The organism is Enterococcus sp. DA9 (assembly GCF_008000875.1).
In the GTDB taxonomy this organism is placed as follows: domain Bacteria; phylum Bacillota; class Bacilli; order Lactobacillales; family Enterococcaceae; genus Enterococcus_B; species Enterococcus_B lactis.
In genome coordinates, this window is sequence record NZ_CP042839.1 from 1,332,536 (window position 1) to 1,348,838 (window position 16,303).

The following is a 16,303-nucleotide window of genomic DNA, read 5'->3' on the forward strand; positions in this document are numbered from 1 at the left end:
CATTCTGATGTGGACAGATGTCTGAGAGAACGCCTTCATTTTTTAGGGAACTTAACTGAAAAACCTAGTAAAAATCAGGATAAACTTTTATAATAAAGAGAAACTAATTTTATCGAGGTGAAAATCATGGCATTTGAAACAACAGCAACTGTACTTGGCGCACCGATCAGCTATCGTTTGCATCCTGATGCAAAAAGATATACATTGCGCGATAATGGGTTTACAGAAACAAACGGAGGCAATTATCAATTGATCCGACCATTAGATGCAACGCCGCAAAGCAAAGAAGGCTTCAAACTGAAAATCACTGTATCAAAAGATATCCAAACATTGAAAATGTCGATTACTACAGCAAACGGACTGAAAGCAGTCAATATTTTCAAAGATCCGAAACAGAAAATGAGTCAAGATAAATTCTATTTTTTGATGGATGGGATGATCAGCCGAGGATTATTCGAAAAAGTCGAATAACCTGTGGATATAAAAAGACAACTAGTTTTGAAACGGCCTAATCGTTAGATCTCTAACTTTGAAAGGACGACACAAAATAGTTGTCTTTTTTATTTTTTCTGCTGTAAATCAGACTCTCGTCCACTCATCAATTGATTTTCCATGTTCATCCACTATTTCCAACCAACTATTTGTTCCGGCAAAGTACAACAGCAAGCTTGCCTCATTCACACTTTTTACGATGATATCTTCGATCGTGGTTGTGCCTGAAATCTTGTCTTTATAATCATCTCGTAGCTTTTGCCCATATTTTGCAGCATAACCTAATGAGCCGTCTTTATTTAAAGGAGGATCTTTGACGAGCGTCGCGCCTGCTTTGATCAGCAATTCATTTCGTTTGATCCAGTAAAGCGTTGCTTGACTTCCCCTGAAATCGACGGTAAAAGGAATCTCGCTGACTTCTTTTGACCAGCGATGACGAGCTTTTGCTGGTTTTTTCTTCGTATCTTCAGCGGCAGATGGCACGGAAGAATCGATTGGATAACCAAATGTACTTAGTATAGCAGCAATCTTCTCTTGGTGTTCTGCCATTTTCTTTCTAGCCGTTTCAGGAATCGAAGGAAACGATTCTTTGGCTATTGTAAGACCAGCTTTTTCTGCTTGTTCGGTGAGCATGTAGATCATATAATCGGCTTCTATATCCCAAGGAAGCTGGATCATGATGACGGTATCGATTGTTTCTGGTTGGACTGTTTTCCCAATTGCTGTACACACCTTTTGATGATAAAAGAGATAAAAAGCATTTTCTGGAAGCTTAGGCAGCTTGCGGCTGATCCAGATTGTACCCTGTGCCTGTTCAAGTACGATTTTGATTTCTTCAGGGGTAAGAGTGGTCTGAAAGTTGATTTTCATGACTGATGCCCTCCTAGTTTTTTCTTAGTTTAGCATGCTTGCTGATTTTTTTCTGCTAATTTTACTTTTTTAACAAAACTGAAAATATATAACGATGGTATTTGAACAAACAGCTAGGTTTCAAGGAAATAATCAAGTATAATTCTAGCTACGTAAGGACGATAAGTCTTAGAGGAAGTGGGGAAAGGATATGGGAGAAGAAAAGGAGCCGGTTTTACATTGGCGTAAAAATATCAACTTGTTTTTGACAGGTCAATTTTTATCTGGAATCACGAGTATGATCGTGCAATATGCAATCATTTGGTATCTGACGAAAGAGACAGGTTCAGCAACGATCTTGAGCTTTGCTACGTTATTAGGTATGATCCCGATGGTTTTGCTGAGTCCGTTTGCTGGTCCGTTGGTGGATCGTTGGGACAAAAAGCGATTGTTGATTTTGACAGATATCATTGTCGCATTATTTGCGATGGTCTTGGTAGTAGTCGGCACGATTTCTGACACATTTCCGTTGTGGCTAGTGTTTGTATCGTTGTTCATTCGTGCAATTGCTCAAACTTTCCAGATGCCGACGATCCAATCGATCCTTCCTACGATGGTCCCAGAAGAAGAGCTGACACGTATCAATGGACAGCTAGGCATGGTCCAGTCAGCGAATTTTATCATTGCGCCTGCAATAGGTGCGTTTTTATTTACAGTGATACCTATCAACTGGCTGATTTTGCTTGATGTGCTAGGCGCGGTATTTGGTGTGGGATTACTTGTTTTTGTGACGATCCCTAAGGTTATTTCGCAAGGCGAAACCATTCATTTGTTGACAGATACAAAATTTGGTGTGAAAAAATTGTACGAGAATAAAGGTCTTTGGCATATCATGCTCAACGGTGCTGTGTTCACGTTATTGTTTATGCCGGCTGCCAGTCTGTATCCGTTGATGACGATGGGCTATTTTGGTCAAAATGTAGGACAGGCGGGTCTTGTCGAAGTAGTCTATTCAGTAGGGATGCTTGCAGGTGGGGCGGTGATTGGCTTTTTTGGAAAATGGAAAGACCGGATGAAGCCGATTTTCATGGCTTATGTAGTCGTAGGTACCACGATTGGTGCTAGTGGATTGTTGCCGGGGACAACACAGGGATTCTTTTATTTTCTTTTACTGAATGCCGGGGCAGGTTTTGCCACACCTTATTTCAATACCTTACTGATGGCGATCATCCAACAGAGTTATGAACCGAACGTTTTAGGACGAGTCTTAGGTGTATTCAACTCATTAATGACTTTGCCAGGGCCGATTGGCTTAATATTTGCGGGCCCCTTGACAGATAAGATTGGTGTAGAAAAGATGTTTCTGATTGCGGGAATTGGTACGCTTTTATGCGGGATCGTTTTATTTTTGACACCCGTTGCTCGAAATTATGATAAAGAATTACAGAAAAAACTGGTGAAAGAACACCGTGAACAAGAAAACGAATAGAAAAGGAGCGGTGATAAAAATTTTCTTCCTACTTGAAATCAAGTGGTTTTTTCACAGCTTTTTTAGATGTTATGAGTTGCTCCGATCAGCAATTTTGTTTACTCTAAGGAAAAGGGAGGCAGGAGAAACATGAATTATTTTACGAGTGATATGCACTTTTTTCATGAGCGTTTACTAGGAGAAAATGACTTTGCTCCGCGACTCTTTGCAAATGTAGATGAGATGAACCAACAGTTGATCACTAGCTGGAATGCAGTAGTAAAAGAAACGGATCACGTCTATCATCTAGGTGATCTTGCCATGCATCCGCAATATGAAAAAGCAAATGCAGAAATTTTAGAATTAGTCAGTCAACTGCAAGGAACGATCCACTTGATCAAAGGGAATCATGACAGTCGTGCGTTCTTCCGTTATTTAGAAAAAAACGATCCTGGACTTTCTGATGGCAGTCCCAAATTTTATTTTTATGACGTAGGTGCTATCGTGAAGTTCGACCATCAGCAATATTACTTGACGCATTATCCAATGTTACTCGGACCTAACGACACCATTCGAAACCTTCACGGGCATATCCATCATTATAGTGTACCCATCGAAAACGTCGTCAATGTAGGCGTAGACGCACCAGAAAGAGACCTTCTAAAAGAAAAACTGCCATTCGGTACGCCATTATCCGAACAGCAAATCAAAGAAATATATGAAGCAAAGAGGTCGTGAAAAAGCTGACTTGCATCAAGTGATAAGAACAGGCAACCAAAAACAGCTTCTCGTGTTTTTGATTTGGCAGGACTTGTCCCCACAAATGCAAGCTTTTGAGCCTGCTGCCCAATTCTGTGTCACAAGGAACAAAATGGAAAAGCAGTTCGCTGCATGTTATAAAAGAATTGAAGTACCTGATTTTCAAAAATAGGATAAAAAGTCGTCCCTTTTTGGCGCGACTTTTTATCCTATTTTTTAGTAATACAGTCATATGTTGTAAGGAGGAACTACAAAATACAGTACACGAATTTCCCTTGATCATTAACTGCTTTTCTGACCGTGGCAGTACCATCATTCAATTTCCTAACATCATTATCTATATTATTGGAATAGACGATCAGGGTGTTTTCTTTTGTGTATCGGTTTAGCCAGTCAATCGCATAATCCACTGACTGATTCACGCCGATATGATAGAAATAATTCCCATAAATCGCTTTTGCTTCGTCCGTCATCGTGAAATCATGATTGAAGCCATAACCATTCCTGACAGAAGCAGCAGTTGTGAATGAACCATGGATCCTTAGATAAGAGGCGTGGCGATAGGTACCATTCTCTAATTTTATCAACGCATGATAATTATTGTAAAAATAATACCAGCTTGGTGTAGCTCGATTATAAGAAACATCTGCATTGAAAGGATTCGGTCGCGTCATTTCATATTTGTCATAGATACTGAGGTTCTCTGTATAGTCAAATCTTTGCTGAGTGAAGGCAGGCGGTGTATGGACGACTTGGTTGATCTGATAAGGATTGACTGGATGTTTTTTCTTCGTGATTTTTGTAAAAGAAGGATTATATCTTAAGTGATTGTTGTCAGTAGAGATATTGTTAGAATAAACGATCTCCAACGAACATTGGGTATAGGTATTGATCCAGTTCAGCACATGGTTCGGAACATCATGATCTTCAATCGTCTCTGGAATAAGCGGGATATTCCTGTCAGAAAATTTGGCTCTTGCTTCGTCTGTTAAAAGAAAACGGGTGAACATATCGAATTCTACGATGATTGTTCCAGAATGATTGCGCCCGAAAGTAAGACGTGTACTTGCATAAGGTCTCCCGTTATTTTTGTTCGTGGCGATGAAATGATAATCATTCCTTAAGGTGTATGAGTTGGAACCGCGGCTAAAAATGAAATCTTCGTCGTTGATGATTGTCCCAGCGTTTGACCATTGAATATTCTCCAGATAGTCTTTGTAGTTTGCAAAAAAGGGATTGATTTTCTCGACTTTTTGAGAACGAAAAATATCATTAGGTGTGATTCCTGGTTCAGTAAGCCAATTTTCTACCTCTAAATTAATTCCTAGGAAATCAGGATCGTTTTTATCAGTTAATTCATCGATTCTACCATCAGGTGTTGCGTTCATATAAGCTGCCCACACAAGAAGAGAGTAATACCAATCTATTCTAGCTGAAGTCCGATCAGGTTCTACGAATAAATCTCTTACTTTATATCCCTTTCCTAATTGCCCATGCATAAATGAGATAGCTGCTTTTCTTTGTGTCGCTGTCGCTTCTGGAACTCTTAAGATAGTTGATTGAGTATAATCGAAACGCTCATCATCCAAGACACCGTAAACAACGCCTCCAGCTTTTGCCTCAAGTATAGGACTATAATCAGTTGCTTCGATAGTTCGGATATATGTGAAGGTCTCTGGTTTTCCATTGATGAGATGAGTTTCTTCATAGATACCTTCTACGATCATCACATGATGAAGAAATACTGGAGTGATTCCAGCCCTTTTCCGTTCGAAAATGATCTCTCCTGGTTGAACGATATTCATCAGATCATATTTATGATAAGTCGGTACTTTTTCAAAAGTGATATTCTCCAAAGCATTTCCGATATTGAATGACCAGAGAGGCGGGTCTTTGGATAATTGTTCGGCTTCTTTACGAATATAGTGCTCATTGACGGTGTTTAGGTAATCACGCAAGTGGTCTTCTTCGGAAATCGCGGAATTGAATGGTTGGTTGTAATAATTCGAGGTGAACTCTTCAAATGCCTGATAGAAGGAAGCGTATTCATTTTTGAATTCTTCATAATACTCCTCCAATATCTGCTGGGTATCTGTATCAGCATGTACAGTAGTGATTGGGATGGCAAATGGCGAGTAAACAGGTAGTCAGAAACAATTTAATTTTTGATTTCAATGTAATCCCTCCTTGTTTTATGCTAGAATAATAACATATGAATTGGCGTGATGATAGCTTAAAAATAAAATATATCAGTTATTTAATATAGGCGTATATTGCACATAACACCAAAGAGTAAAATCAGCTATATCAATAATTGAGAACTGTTATCTTTAATGGAATAATTAGCGTTTAACTTAGGTTTTTTACGAATGAAATCAAAGGTGTTATATTTTATTTGGGGTTAGATAGTCTACAGAAGATACAATTTCTTGGTAGGGATGAGTATTGAATAGGCGTGTTGATTTGTATATCTATTTATTTTACTGCGTTATTATATTTTTTATTTGTTTATTTTTAAATAACAAATTGTGAGATTTTTTGTTTAGAGTTTTTTTGAAGATAGACAAGTATCAATCAATTAGAAAGGAGATGTGTAAATGTTACCACTAAAAAGTAAGACGTGTACGATCATTTCAATAATTTTGTTGTCAATTTGTTTCATTTCAGCTAGTTTTTATTTTCATCCTTCTATAGAAAATAATTTTCAGTTCTTAGTGTTCATAACATTTTGTTGTTGGAGTACTGGCGGTTTGAGTTTGGTTTTTTCGACAAAAATCAATTCTCAAATATTAAAAATGCTAGTCATTCTGCTTGATTTGATTGGTATTTATGGTTGGCTGATTTTTGCTAGATAAACTGTTCTGTTTTAGTTTGTTGTTTCAATAAAAAACGAAAATGAGGGAAAATAAATGAAACTAAATGTCAATTTAATCGGTTTATGTGTATCTATGTTAGTGTCGGTATGGTTTCTGATTGTGGGTCATTTATATTATGGATGGTCCCATGGTGTAGTATTAATGATTCTAATGCTTTTCCCCGGCTTAGCAGGTCTTTATTTTTCGACAAAGATCAAATCTGCGAAGTTAAAATGGCTGTTGTTAGTTATCAATTATCTATTTGCTACATATTTTAATGTTCTCCAATTTCTATTTATTTTGTTTCAAACTTTTTGAAGTCAGCAACGAAGCAAACAATTAAAAAGGAGCGAGTTGAATGTTATCAATAGAAAGTAAGAAAAGTAAGCGGGTATCGGTGGTTCTGTTAGTCTTCTGTATGATTTTGCTCAGCAGTCATCTATATATTCGTCATGAAGTGACAGGGTTTCTAATTGTCCAGTATTCATGCTGGATTTTAAGTGGTATCAGTCTAGCTTTTACAAGAAGAATGGATTCCATAAAAGTAAAATGGCTAGTGATTGCTCTCCATTTTCTTTTGACTTACGGAGTAGGGCTTATTTACATCATTGGGTGGATCATCGGGTGGATAAGTTTACCTAGGTGGGAGTTGTTGTTAGTATGTGTGTTGTATTTTGGAGCAGTCGTAACATTAGACTATCAAAAAAAGAAAAAAACATTCTACCTGTTCGGTCTAGGTCTACCGATGCTGATATCGATCAGTTCGCTTATTGGGATCCATTACTTGTTGGCTTTCCATTCAAATACTATTAAATCTTGGCTTGTTATCCCTTTGTTGCTTTTCATGATGATTTCCGGCTTGATTGGTCTCTATTTCTCTACAAAACTTGAAGATAATCGAATGAAGTGGCTGCTATTAGGGATGAATTACTTATTTGCTACTTATTACAATATTGTTCTTTTGTTTTTCTTATGAATCGAAACTGCCGTTCCTCTTTTGATCATGAGAATCACTGGAGTATGAAGATAGCGCTGTTTTTTCCCTATGATAGGTTATGTATTCGAACGCTGATAATTAAGGGATGAAATTTTCAGAAATATGACGTATAATGTAAAATACTGAAAAGTTGCGACCTTCAACTCGTAGATGTTTCAGAATCTAATTGAAATGATGGTGATATCATGACAGACAACAGCCAAACACGCGTTGTCGTAGGGATGAGCGGCGGTGTCGACTCATCTGTAACAGCACTTTTATTAAAGGAACAAGGATATGACGTGATCGGAATCTTCATGAAAAATTGGGATGATACGGACGAAAACGGCGTATGTACGGCCACGGAAGATTATAAGGATGTAGCGAAAGTAGCTGCTCAAATCGGGATTCCTTATTATTCTGTGAATTTCGAAAAAGAATATTGGGACCGTGTATTTGAATATTTCCTAGCCGAATACCGCGCAGGACGTACACCTAACCCAGATGTGATGTGTAACAAAGAAATCAAATTCAAAGCATTCTTGGACTATGCAATGGATCTTGGTGCTGATTATGTAGCTACGGGACATTATGCGCAAGTCACTCGCGATGAAAACGGTGTGGTCCATATGCTTCGCGGAGTAGACAACAATAAAGATCAAACTTACTTCCTTAGTCAATTATCACAAGAACAGCTTTCAAAAACGATGTTCCCTCTAGGCGGTATGGAAAAATCAGAAGTGCGGGCAATTGCTGAACGCGCAGGCCTTGCGACTGCTAAGAAAAAAGATTCAACAGGAATCTGCTTTATTGGTGAAAAGAACTTCAAACAATTTTTGAGCAACTACCTACCAGCGAAAAAAGGCAATATGGTCACTCTTGACGGTGAAGTTAAAGGGCAACATGCTGGCTTGATGTACTATACGATCGGTCAACGTCAAGGCCTAGGAATCGGTGGCGGAGGAGATTCGCAAGAACCTTGGTTTGTCGTAGGGAAAGATTTAGCGACGAACACATTATACGTGGGTCAAGGGTTCCACCATCCTGCACTGTACGCCACAAGCTTGGATGCAAGTGAAATCCACTTTACGACGAATGAACCAATGCCAAAAGAATTCAAGTGCACAGCGAAATTCCGCTACCGTCAACAAGATGTTCCTGTGACAGTTCGCTTATTGGATGATAACCGTGCAGAAGTCGTATTCGACGAACCTGTACGTGCCATCACTCCTGGACAAGCAGTTGTATTTTATGACGGAATGGAATGTCTAGGTGGCGGTTTGATCGACCATGCATACCAAGAAACAAAAGTTTTACAATACGTTTAAGCAATATGAAATGAATCAAAACAGCTATGGCTAACAAAAGAAACACCTTTTCTTTTGGACAGCATAGCTGTTTTTTTGCAATAAAATTAATTTTTATTCATTTTGTACTTGTAATTTCAGCGGAAACAGTCCATAATATCCAATAATATGAATAAAGTTGCTTTTTGGTAAGCAAGAGCAGTTGCAAAATAAAGGAAATATTTTGCAGGTGGTTTGTTCAATTTTATAAGTGAAGGTGATGGAAATGGAAAAGAAATCGACAGGTATTAGTAAGTGGGGACTGGTTGCTCTCGTTGTCAGTTCGTCAATCGGAAGCGGTGTGTTTGGAATCACGAGTGATCTGGCTAGTTCTGCCGCCCCTGGGCCAGCAATCCTTTCATGGATAATCGTCGGGATTGGTATTTTAGCTTTGGTATTATCGCTGAATCATTTAGGAGAAAAACGCCCAGATCTGGATGGCGGGATTTTTGGGTATGCAGAAGCTTCATTTGGGAAGTTAGGTGGCTTCATTAGTGGCTGGGGCTATTGGTTGTCTGCGTGGCTAGGAAATGTTGCTTTTGCGACGATGCTAATGAGTGCCATGGGAGAATTTTTTCCGATATTCAAAGGGGGACAAAATGTTCCTTCTATTTTATTTGCAAGTCTTTTTATTTGGGGTCTGACTTTATTAGTAAACAATGGGATTGAAGGAGCGAGCGTGATCAATACGATCGTGACGATCTGTAAATTAGTGCCATTATTCCTATTTTTAATATTTGTATTTATCGCATTTAAAGTGAATATATTCACTACTGATTTTTGGGGCAACGTATCTGTTAATCTAGTGAATGGATCAGGACAGCAAGGAACGATCTGGTTGCAGATCAAAGGTTGTTTGATGGTCATGATGTGGGTCTTTGTAGGGATCGAAGGTGCAAGTGTTTTAGCTAACCGCGCGAAGAAACGTTCAGAAGCCCAGCAAGCCTCAATCATTGGGCTGCTTTGTTTATTGTTTATCTATATCCTTGCTTCGATCTTGCCATACGGTGTCTTATCTCAAGAAGAGTTAGCAACTATTTCACAACCTGCTATGGCAAATATTTTAAAAGGAATCGTGGGAAATTGGGGAGCGGCACTGATCAATATCGGCTTGATCATTTCGATCATCGGTTCTTGGCTGTCTTGGACGATGCTCCCAGCAGAAACAACGATGTTGATGGCTCGAGACGGTCTGTTGCCGAAAGCTTGGGGAAAAACGAATAAAAAAAATGCCCCAACTTATTCGTTAGTTGTTACTGCCATCTTGACTAATCTATTCTTATTGACTTTCTTAGTTACTGATTATGCCTATCAATTTGCCTATTCTTTATGTACAGCGGCAATCTTGATTTGTTATCTGCTTGTCGGGATCTATCAAGTCCAGTTTTCTTTAAAAGAAGGAATCAAAAAACAAGTAGTGATCGGTGGGATTGCTGTAGTTTTTGAATTGATGGGAATCATTTTAGCAGGATTTTCTTATGTCCTTTTATGTAGTATTGCTTATCTTCCTGGTTTTTGCTTCTACTGGATCGCTTGTCGGGAAACCAACCATCAAATCACGGGAAAAGAAAAAGTAATGATTGGGCTGATTTGTGTGGCCGCACTGCTTTCAATCGGGTTGCTTGCTGTAGGCTGGATCAAGATATAAGGGGGAAAGAAACATGGAAATCGCAAATTTCGGTGTAGAAGAATGGCTAAATAAATGGGAGAAGAAAGCGGTATATGATATTGCACAAAGTTCGATCGAAGCATTGACATTAGACGAACTCGTTGGCTTAGACGGGACTAGCGTAAGTGAATTTTTCGAAAACCGCAAAAATGAACCATTGGACTATGGCTGGATCGAAGGATCAGATGCGTTCAAAGAAGAAGTCGCTTCTCTTTATCAAACCGTCGATCCAGAAAACATCTTACAAACGAACGGAGCGACTGGTGCTAATCTTTTAGCTCTATACGCGTTAGTGGAAGCAGGAGACCATGTTGTTTCGATGCTTCCCACTTATCAGCAATTATATGACATCCCCAAATCTTTAGGTGCCACTGTTGACTTTGTTCATTTGAAGGAAGAAGAAGATTGGCAGTTTGATTTAGAACAGCTGGAAGACTTAGTCAAACCTGAAACAAAGATCATCTGTTTGAATAGTGCAAACAATCCTACAGGCACATTGCTAGATCGGAAAATTTTAGAAAAAATCGCAGAAATTGCTCGTACAGTAGATGCATATGTATTGATAGATGAAGTATATGCGCCTTTAACAGATAATGGTGAATTCTTGTCGATCGTAGATGTCTATGAGAAAGGTATAGCAACCAATTCCCTATCCAAAACCTACTCCATTCCAGGTATCCGTATTGGCTGGACAGCTACTGGACCTGAGTTGGCAGAGGTTTTTCGAAAATATCGAGACTACACGATGATTTGCGGCGGAGTCCTGTCAGATGATCTTGCTGTACATGCATTGAAGAACAAAGAAAAAATCTTGGAGCGAAACAAAAAGATCATTACAGAGAACCTTGCGATTTTAAAACAATGGGTAGCAAATGAACCGAAAGTTGAACTTGTCGCTCCCAATTACGTCTCTACTTCTTTCATCAAATTAGCCATCGAAGAAGATGACCAGACATTTTGTATCAATTTATTAGAAGAAACAGGAGTACTATTAGTACCAGGAAGTGCCTTTGATTTGCCGAAGCATGCCCGACTAGGTTACTGTTGTAAAAAAGAAACCTTGGAAAAGGGATTATCCCTCTTATCTGAGTTCTTGAAAAAACAGGCCTAAACAAAAACACTGCAAGGACAGTCTGTGACAACTGTTCAAGCAGTGTTTTTCATTTACGCTTATTGTCTATGAGAAGGAGAGTGCTCTGAAGATATGGAGACTCCTGAAGCTTTTTCTTCTGCAGTTTCTTGCTGATGGATTTCTTGTGTATTGTGTCGTACAAGCAAGAAGTTGACTAAAACAAGAAGAGAAGTCGAAAGAAAGACGCCACGATAACCAAATGCACTGGAAACACTGGAGCCGATCATAGGTCCTACTACGTTACCAGTTGCTTGGAAAGATTGGTTATAACTGAAGATCCGTCCAGCAGCTTGATGAGGCGAATATTTTGTGATCAATGCTTGGACAGCAGGGAGCAGACAAGCATCAGAGATACCAATCAAAAAACGTAAGGCAGCTAATTGCCAAACATTCGTGACGAATGCCATTGGGATATAAACCAAAATCGCAAAACCCAAACCAATCGCAAGTATTCTTTCACTCCCAATCTTGTCACCTAAGCGACCAAATCTTGGAGCGGCTATCAAAGTAGCAATTCCAGGTATCGAAGCGATGATTCCGCTGATCAACGTAACATTCCCATGTCCATGCAGCAATTGACGAATGTACAGACTGATGATCGGACTGATGGAATTGTTGGATGCTTGAATGATCATCGTTGTGACGAACATACCGATGACGACGTGTGGATATTTCAAGTCTTTGAAAATCTGTTTGGCAGAAACCATGTTTTCTTTTTTCACTGGGACAAATTTTTCATGGACGAAAAACAGACTCAACAAGAAGACGAAAAATAAGATGATCCCTGTAATGAAAAAGGTAGGGCGATAGCCAAACGCTGAAGCAGAGATCCCGCCAAGAAGCGGTCCAAGTAATGTTCCTGTAACAGAACCAGTTGCTAAGGTTCCAAGAACTTGACCACTTTTTTCTTTTGGCGTCCCAGTTGCGACAAGGGCAGTGGCATTACTGATATAACCAGAAAAAATCCCTTGAAGCAGACGCAATGCGACTAATTGATACACACTAGTCACGCAGCCCATCAAAGAAATGACGATTGCCATTCCTAATGAAGCACGCAGCAGCATCAATTTTCTTCCTTTTTGGTCGGCTAATTTCCCCCACCAAGGAGAGATCAGCGTAGTCACCAAGAAAGTAGATGAAAAAGTCAATCCGCTCCAAAAGTTCAATTGTGCCGTACTATAATTACCTAACGTATCTATGTAAAGTGACATAAAAGGCATGACTAAACTAAATCCGATACCAGCCATAAATGTTCCAAACCATAAGACAAACAAGTTTTGTTCCCAAGTTTCTCTTTTCCTAAATAATTTTTCCTTTATTCTTGCAGCCAATTAGACTCCTTCTTTCTGAAAATTTTCATCTACGACTCTTTATTATAAACTACAATATGTAGTTTATCAATGAAAGTCTCTTTTTTCTCGTTCTTTTTCGTGGTAAACTGAAAGAGTGAAGGATTTATTTTATGAGAGGAAACATGGAAATGAAAAAAAGAAATCTGTCTCAAGAGAAAATCATCGACTGCTTTCGAGAACTAGCAGAAGAGATGGATGTTCAGCAAATAACCTTTCAGCATTTAGCAAAACGCTTGGATATCAAGGCTCCCTCGCTGTATAACCATTTCAAAAATATTCGTGATGTCAAAACAGCGTTAACAGCAAAACTTCTGCAGGAACTTAATGACCAGCTGCGTCGGGCTCTTGTGGGAAAAAGTGGTCAGGAAGCACTGCAGATCTATGCAGAAACTTATCGATCCTTTGCTTTTTCAAATCAAGCAGTGTATGAGTTGCTGATCAGTGTGCCCCACACCAATGAAGCAGTTTTATTAGAGGGAATCCATGAAACGAACCAGATCATTTTGCAGATCTTTGAGGCTTTTCAATTAACGAAAGAAGAAAAAGTCCACCGAAGCAGAGAATTACGTAGTATGATCCACGGCTATCTTTCCTTGCGTTTTTTAGGATACTTTACAAAAGAACCGACAATCGATCCAGAGGACAGCTATTTTTGGATGATCAATGACTTTATCGCTACTTTGCCTTAAACAATCAGATTCATTGGTACCATTTTCAAGATGTTCATTAAATGATCCTTTTATAAGAGAAAATTCTTGCAACTTTCTTGAAAAGTGACTAAGATGAGTCTAGAAAAGCTGAAAGAAGGAGCACGAGTATGTATCAAGTAATTACCATGTTCGGGGACAATGAGCCTTGGTGGTTTTTTGAAGACTGGGAAGAAGATATTGAAGCAGAAGAAACATTCGAGTCTTTTGAAGAAGCACGACAAGCGTACGAAAAACAATGGATCGCGATCCATCAAAATTATGAATATATCAATGCAAAAAGCAACTTTCTCAGCGCCTTTTGGAATGACGGAGATGAGCGCTGGTGTGAAGAGTGTGACGATGATTTACAGCAATACAAGGGACTTGCGTTGTTGAAAAATCATCAGCCCATCACAGTAGAAAGCAGAAAGGAATTTTATGAAACAACTAATTCTAGCGGAAAAACCAAGCGTTGCGAAAGACCTAAGCAAGGTGCTTGGTGCTAATCAAAAGCACAAAAATTATTATGAAGGACCCAAGGTGATCGTTACTTGGGCCCTTGGTCATTTATTAGGATTGAAAATGCCGGAAGATCTGAATAAGGAATGGCAGAGCTGGCAAATGGACACGTTGCCGATGATCCCTAAAAAACTAGGAATCAAACCACTTCCTAAAACAGGACATCAATTAAAAGCAATCAAGCAGCTGGCTCAACGAAAAGATGTCTCAGAAGCAGTCATTGCGACAGATGCCGGAAGGGAAGGAGAACTTGTTGCTCGCTGGATCTTAGAGTATGTGCATTTCAATAAACCAGTGAAGCGGTTATGGATCTCTTCTCAAACAGATAAAGCAATCAAAACAGGATTCAAGCAACTAAGACCTGCAAAAGAATATGATGCATTGTATGAATCTGCTCTTGCCCGGGCAAAAGCGGACTGGCTGGTAGGATTGAATGTGACCAGAGCCTTAACTGTGAAGTATGCGGACAATTTATCAGCAGGCCGTGTGCAGACACCGACACTAGCATTAGTGAGAGATCAAGAAAAGAAAATCGAACAGTTCCGTCCACAAACGTATTTCACGATCACGTTGCACGCTGGAAAAGAACAAGCCAAAATGGTTCAAAAAAATCAATTTGCTTTAAAAACACAAGAAGAAGCACAAAAACTTGTTCAATTGATCAGTACAAGCAAAGGAACTGTCACAGAAGTCCAAGAAAAATTAAAAACGGAATCTGCGCCGCTGCCTTATGATTTAACAGAGATCCAAAGAGAAGCCAATCAACGCTATGGCTATTCTGCAAAGAAAACATTAAGTCTTGTACAAAGTTTATATGAGACCCATAAAATCGTTACTTATCCGCGTACAGACAGCAAATATCTGACAAACGACATGAAAAGTACGATGAACGAACGACTGCAAGCAGTCAGCGACTTTGCTCCTGAGGTCAAGCAGTATTTGAAAAACGGAGCCATCGTCCAACAGACAAAAGTATTCCAAGACAATAAAGTGACCGATCACCATGCGCTTTTGCCAACTGAAAACCGAGCACGTTATGAAAAACTAAGTAATGAAGAGCAAAAAATCTATCAGATGATCGTCTCTCGTTTCTTAGGCTTATTTGCTCAACCACACAAAGTCAGTCAGACAAAAGTCACGGTTGAATTTGGTAAAGAACAATTCATTTTCCGACAAAATCGTGTCGTCCAAGCAGGGTGGAAAGGCGAAACGGAATCTGAAACGGAAACAGTCAAATGGGAAAAAGGAATGCGGATCAATCCTGATTTCACCATCAAAAAAGAATTATCTGTACCGCCTAAACCATTGACAGAAGCAAGCTTGCTTGGACAAATGGAAAAATACAGTCTGGGAACCCCGGCTACTCGTGCAGAGATCATTGAGAAACTGATCAAATCAGAGTTGATGGAACGTACCCCTCAAGGACTGCAAGTATCCCCTAAAGGTAAACAATTATTAGTATTAGTCAACCCATCTTTAGTGACACCGGATCTGACAGAGAGCTGGGAAAAAGACCTTGAAGCGATTGCTGCAGGAAAGAAACAAGCAGGAACCTTCTTGAATGGGATCGAAAAAGAAACAAAACGCTTGGTGAATGAAATCAAATCAAGCAAACAAGAATATCAAGATTTCTCGATCACCCAAAAGAAATGTCCAGAATGTGGGGCCAATCTGCGTGAGAAAAACACACGAGACGGCAAAATTTATGTCTGCACCAATTCAGATTGCAGCTACCGCAGAAGAAAAGATCCTAAAGTCTCCAACCATCGCTGCCCACAATGTCACCGGAAAATGGAAATCATCGAAGGCAAAAATGGTGCTTATTTCCGTTGTAAATACGACGGAACGACAGAAAAAATGCTTGATAAAAAAGAGCAGAAGAAGAAAATGACCAAACATGAAGAACGTCGCTTGCTGAAAAAATATGCACAGGCAGAAGAACCAGAAGAAAGCCCATTAGCAGCAGCACTAAAAGCGGCAATGAAGAAGTAAGAAGATGGAGGTTGTGACAGAAGTGGTCAGCTTCAAGAAATAAGAAGGAATTCACGAAAATTGCTTTTCAAATTTTTGTAACATTTCGGCTTATTTTTCGAAGAAGCTACTTCTGGAACACCGTATATCAGAGATTGTGAAAAAGCTGTTCTGCATCATCCTGCATCAAGTAATAAGAACAGCCAAGCAAAAACAGCTTATCATG

Annotated in this window: 13 protein-coding genes; 10 read left to right on the forward strand and 3 right to left on the reverse strand. The window is 39.3% G+C overall.

What is annotated here, in order from left to right; all coding sequences use genetic code 11:
- Positions 1 to 126: 126 nt before the first annotated feature.
- Positions 127 to 471 (forward strand): DUF1831 domain-containing protein, encoded by a 345-nt coding sequence (locus FTX43_RS07270; protein ID WP_002286736.1) that lies wholly within the window; start codon positions 127 to 129, stop codon positions 469 to 471.
- A 108-nt stretch (positions 472 to 579) separates the two neighbouring features.
- Here the strand turns inward: FTX43_RS07270 and FTX43_RS07275 are convergent, their stop codons facing one another.
- Positions 580 to 1,362 (reverse strand): hypothetical protein, encoded by a 783-nt coding sequence (locus tag FTX43_RS07275; RefSeq protein ID WP_002329567.1) that lies wholly within the window; start codon positions 1,360 to 1,362, stop codon positions 580 to 582.
- Between the two features lie 190 nt (positions 1,363 to 1,552).
- Here FTX43_RS07275 and FTX43_RS07280 point away from each other — a divergent pair, with 190 nt between their 5' ends.
- Positions 1,553 to 2,830: an MFS transporter gene (locus tag FTX43_RS07280; RefSeq protein WP_002308213.1), complete on the forward strand. Its 1,278-nt coding sequence runs from the start codon at positions 1,553 to 1,555 to the stop codon at positions 2,828 to 2,830.
- A gap of 129 nt (positions 2,831 to 2,959) precedes the next feature.
- On the forward strand, positions 2,960 to 3,547 hold the full coding sequence (locus FTX43_RS07285) for a metallophosphoesterase family protein (RefSeq protein WP_002329566.1): 588 nt from the start codon (positions 2,960 to 2,962) through the stop codon (positions 3,545 to 3,547).
- Between the two features lie 269 nt (positions 3,548 to 3,816).
- On the opposite strand, the gene FTX43_RS07290 is transcribed toward FTX43_RS07285, so the two are convergent.
- Positions 3,817 to 5,646, reverse strand: a complete 1,830-nt coding sequence (locus tag FTX43_RS07290; RefSeq protein WP_261801519.1) for a hypothetical protein — start codon at positions 5,644 to 5,646, stop codon at positions 3,817 to 3,819.
- A gap of 1,135 nt (positions 5,647 to 6,781) precedes the next feature.
- Here FTX43_RS07290 and FTX43_RS07305 point away from each other — a divergent pair.
- The 4 genes from FTX43_RS07305 to FTX43_RS07320 all read left to right on the forward strand — a co-directional run bounded on the left by FTX43_RS07305 (position 6,782) and on the right by FTX43_RS07320 (position 11,525).
- Entirely contained in the window at positions 6,782 to 7,399 is a 618-nt protein-coding gene (locus FTX43_RS07305; protein WP_104867141.1) for a hypothetical protein, read from the forward strand.
- 206 nt (positions 7,400 to 7,605) lie between these two features.
- The gene (gene mnmA / locus FTX43_RS07310) at positions 7,606 to 8,727 is read left to right on the forward strand and encodes a tRNA 2-thiouridine(34) synthase MnmA (RefSeq protein WP_002313365.1); all 1,122 of its coding nucleotides are present in this window, start codon (positions 7,606 to 7,608) and stop codon (positions 8,725 to 8,727) included.
- Positions 8,728 to 8,971: 244 nt separating this feature from the next.
- Entirely contained in the window at positions 8,972 to 10,393 is a 1,422-nt protein-coding gene (arcD, locus tag FTX43_RS07315) for an arginine-ornithine antiporter (RefSeq protein WP_002329561.1), read from the forward strand.
- A gap of 13 nt (positions 10,394 to 10,406) precedes the next feature.
- Positions 10,407 to 11,525, forward strand: coding sequence for an aminotransferase (locus FTX43_RS07320; protein WP_002329560.1), 1,119 nt, complete (start codon positions 10,407 to 10,409; stop codon positions 11,523 to 11,525).
- A gap of 59 nt (positions 11,526 to 11,584) precedes the next feature.
- Here FTX43_RS07320 and FTX43_RS07325 read toward each other — a convergent pair whose 3' ends face one another.
- Positions 11,585 to 12,877, reverse strand: coding sequence for a multidrug efflux MFS transporter (locus tag FTX43_RS07325; RefSeq protein ID WP_002329559.1), 1,293 nt, complete (start codon positions 12,875 to 12,877; stop codon positions 11,585 to 11,587).
- Positions 12,878 to 13,026: 149 nt separating this feature from the next.
- Here FTX43_RS07325 and FTX43_RS07330 point away from each other — a divergent pair, with 149 nt between their 5' ends.
- From FTX43_RS07330 to FTX43_RS07340, 3 genes are all read left to right on the forward strand, one after another.
- Complete coding sequence (locus FTX43_RS07330) at positions 13,027 to 13,587, forward strand: TetR/AcrR family transcriptional regulator (RefSeq protein ID WP_002325115.1); 561 nt, start codon at positions 13,027 to 13,029, stop codon at positions 13,585 to 13,587.
- A 128-nt stretch (positions 13,588 to 13,715) separates the two neighbouring features.
- Positions 13,716 to 14,093 (forward strand): DUF1033 family protein, encoded by a 378-nt coding sequence (locus FTX43_RS07335; RefSeq protein WP_002312065.1) that lies wholly within the window; start codon positions 13,716 to 13,718, stop codon positions 14,091 to 14,093.
- On the forward strand, positions 14,026 to 16,098 hold the full coding sequence (locus FTX43_RS07340) for a DNA topoisomerase III (RefSeq protein ID WP_104867142.1): 2,073 nt from the start codon (positions 14,026 to 14,028) through the stop codon (positions 16,096 to 16,098). Before FTX43_RS07335 ends, FTX43_RS07340 begins: the two co-directional genes overlap by 68 nt.
- Positions 16,099 to 16,303: the final 205 nt, after the last annotated feature.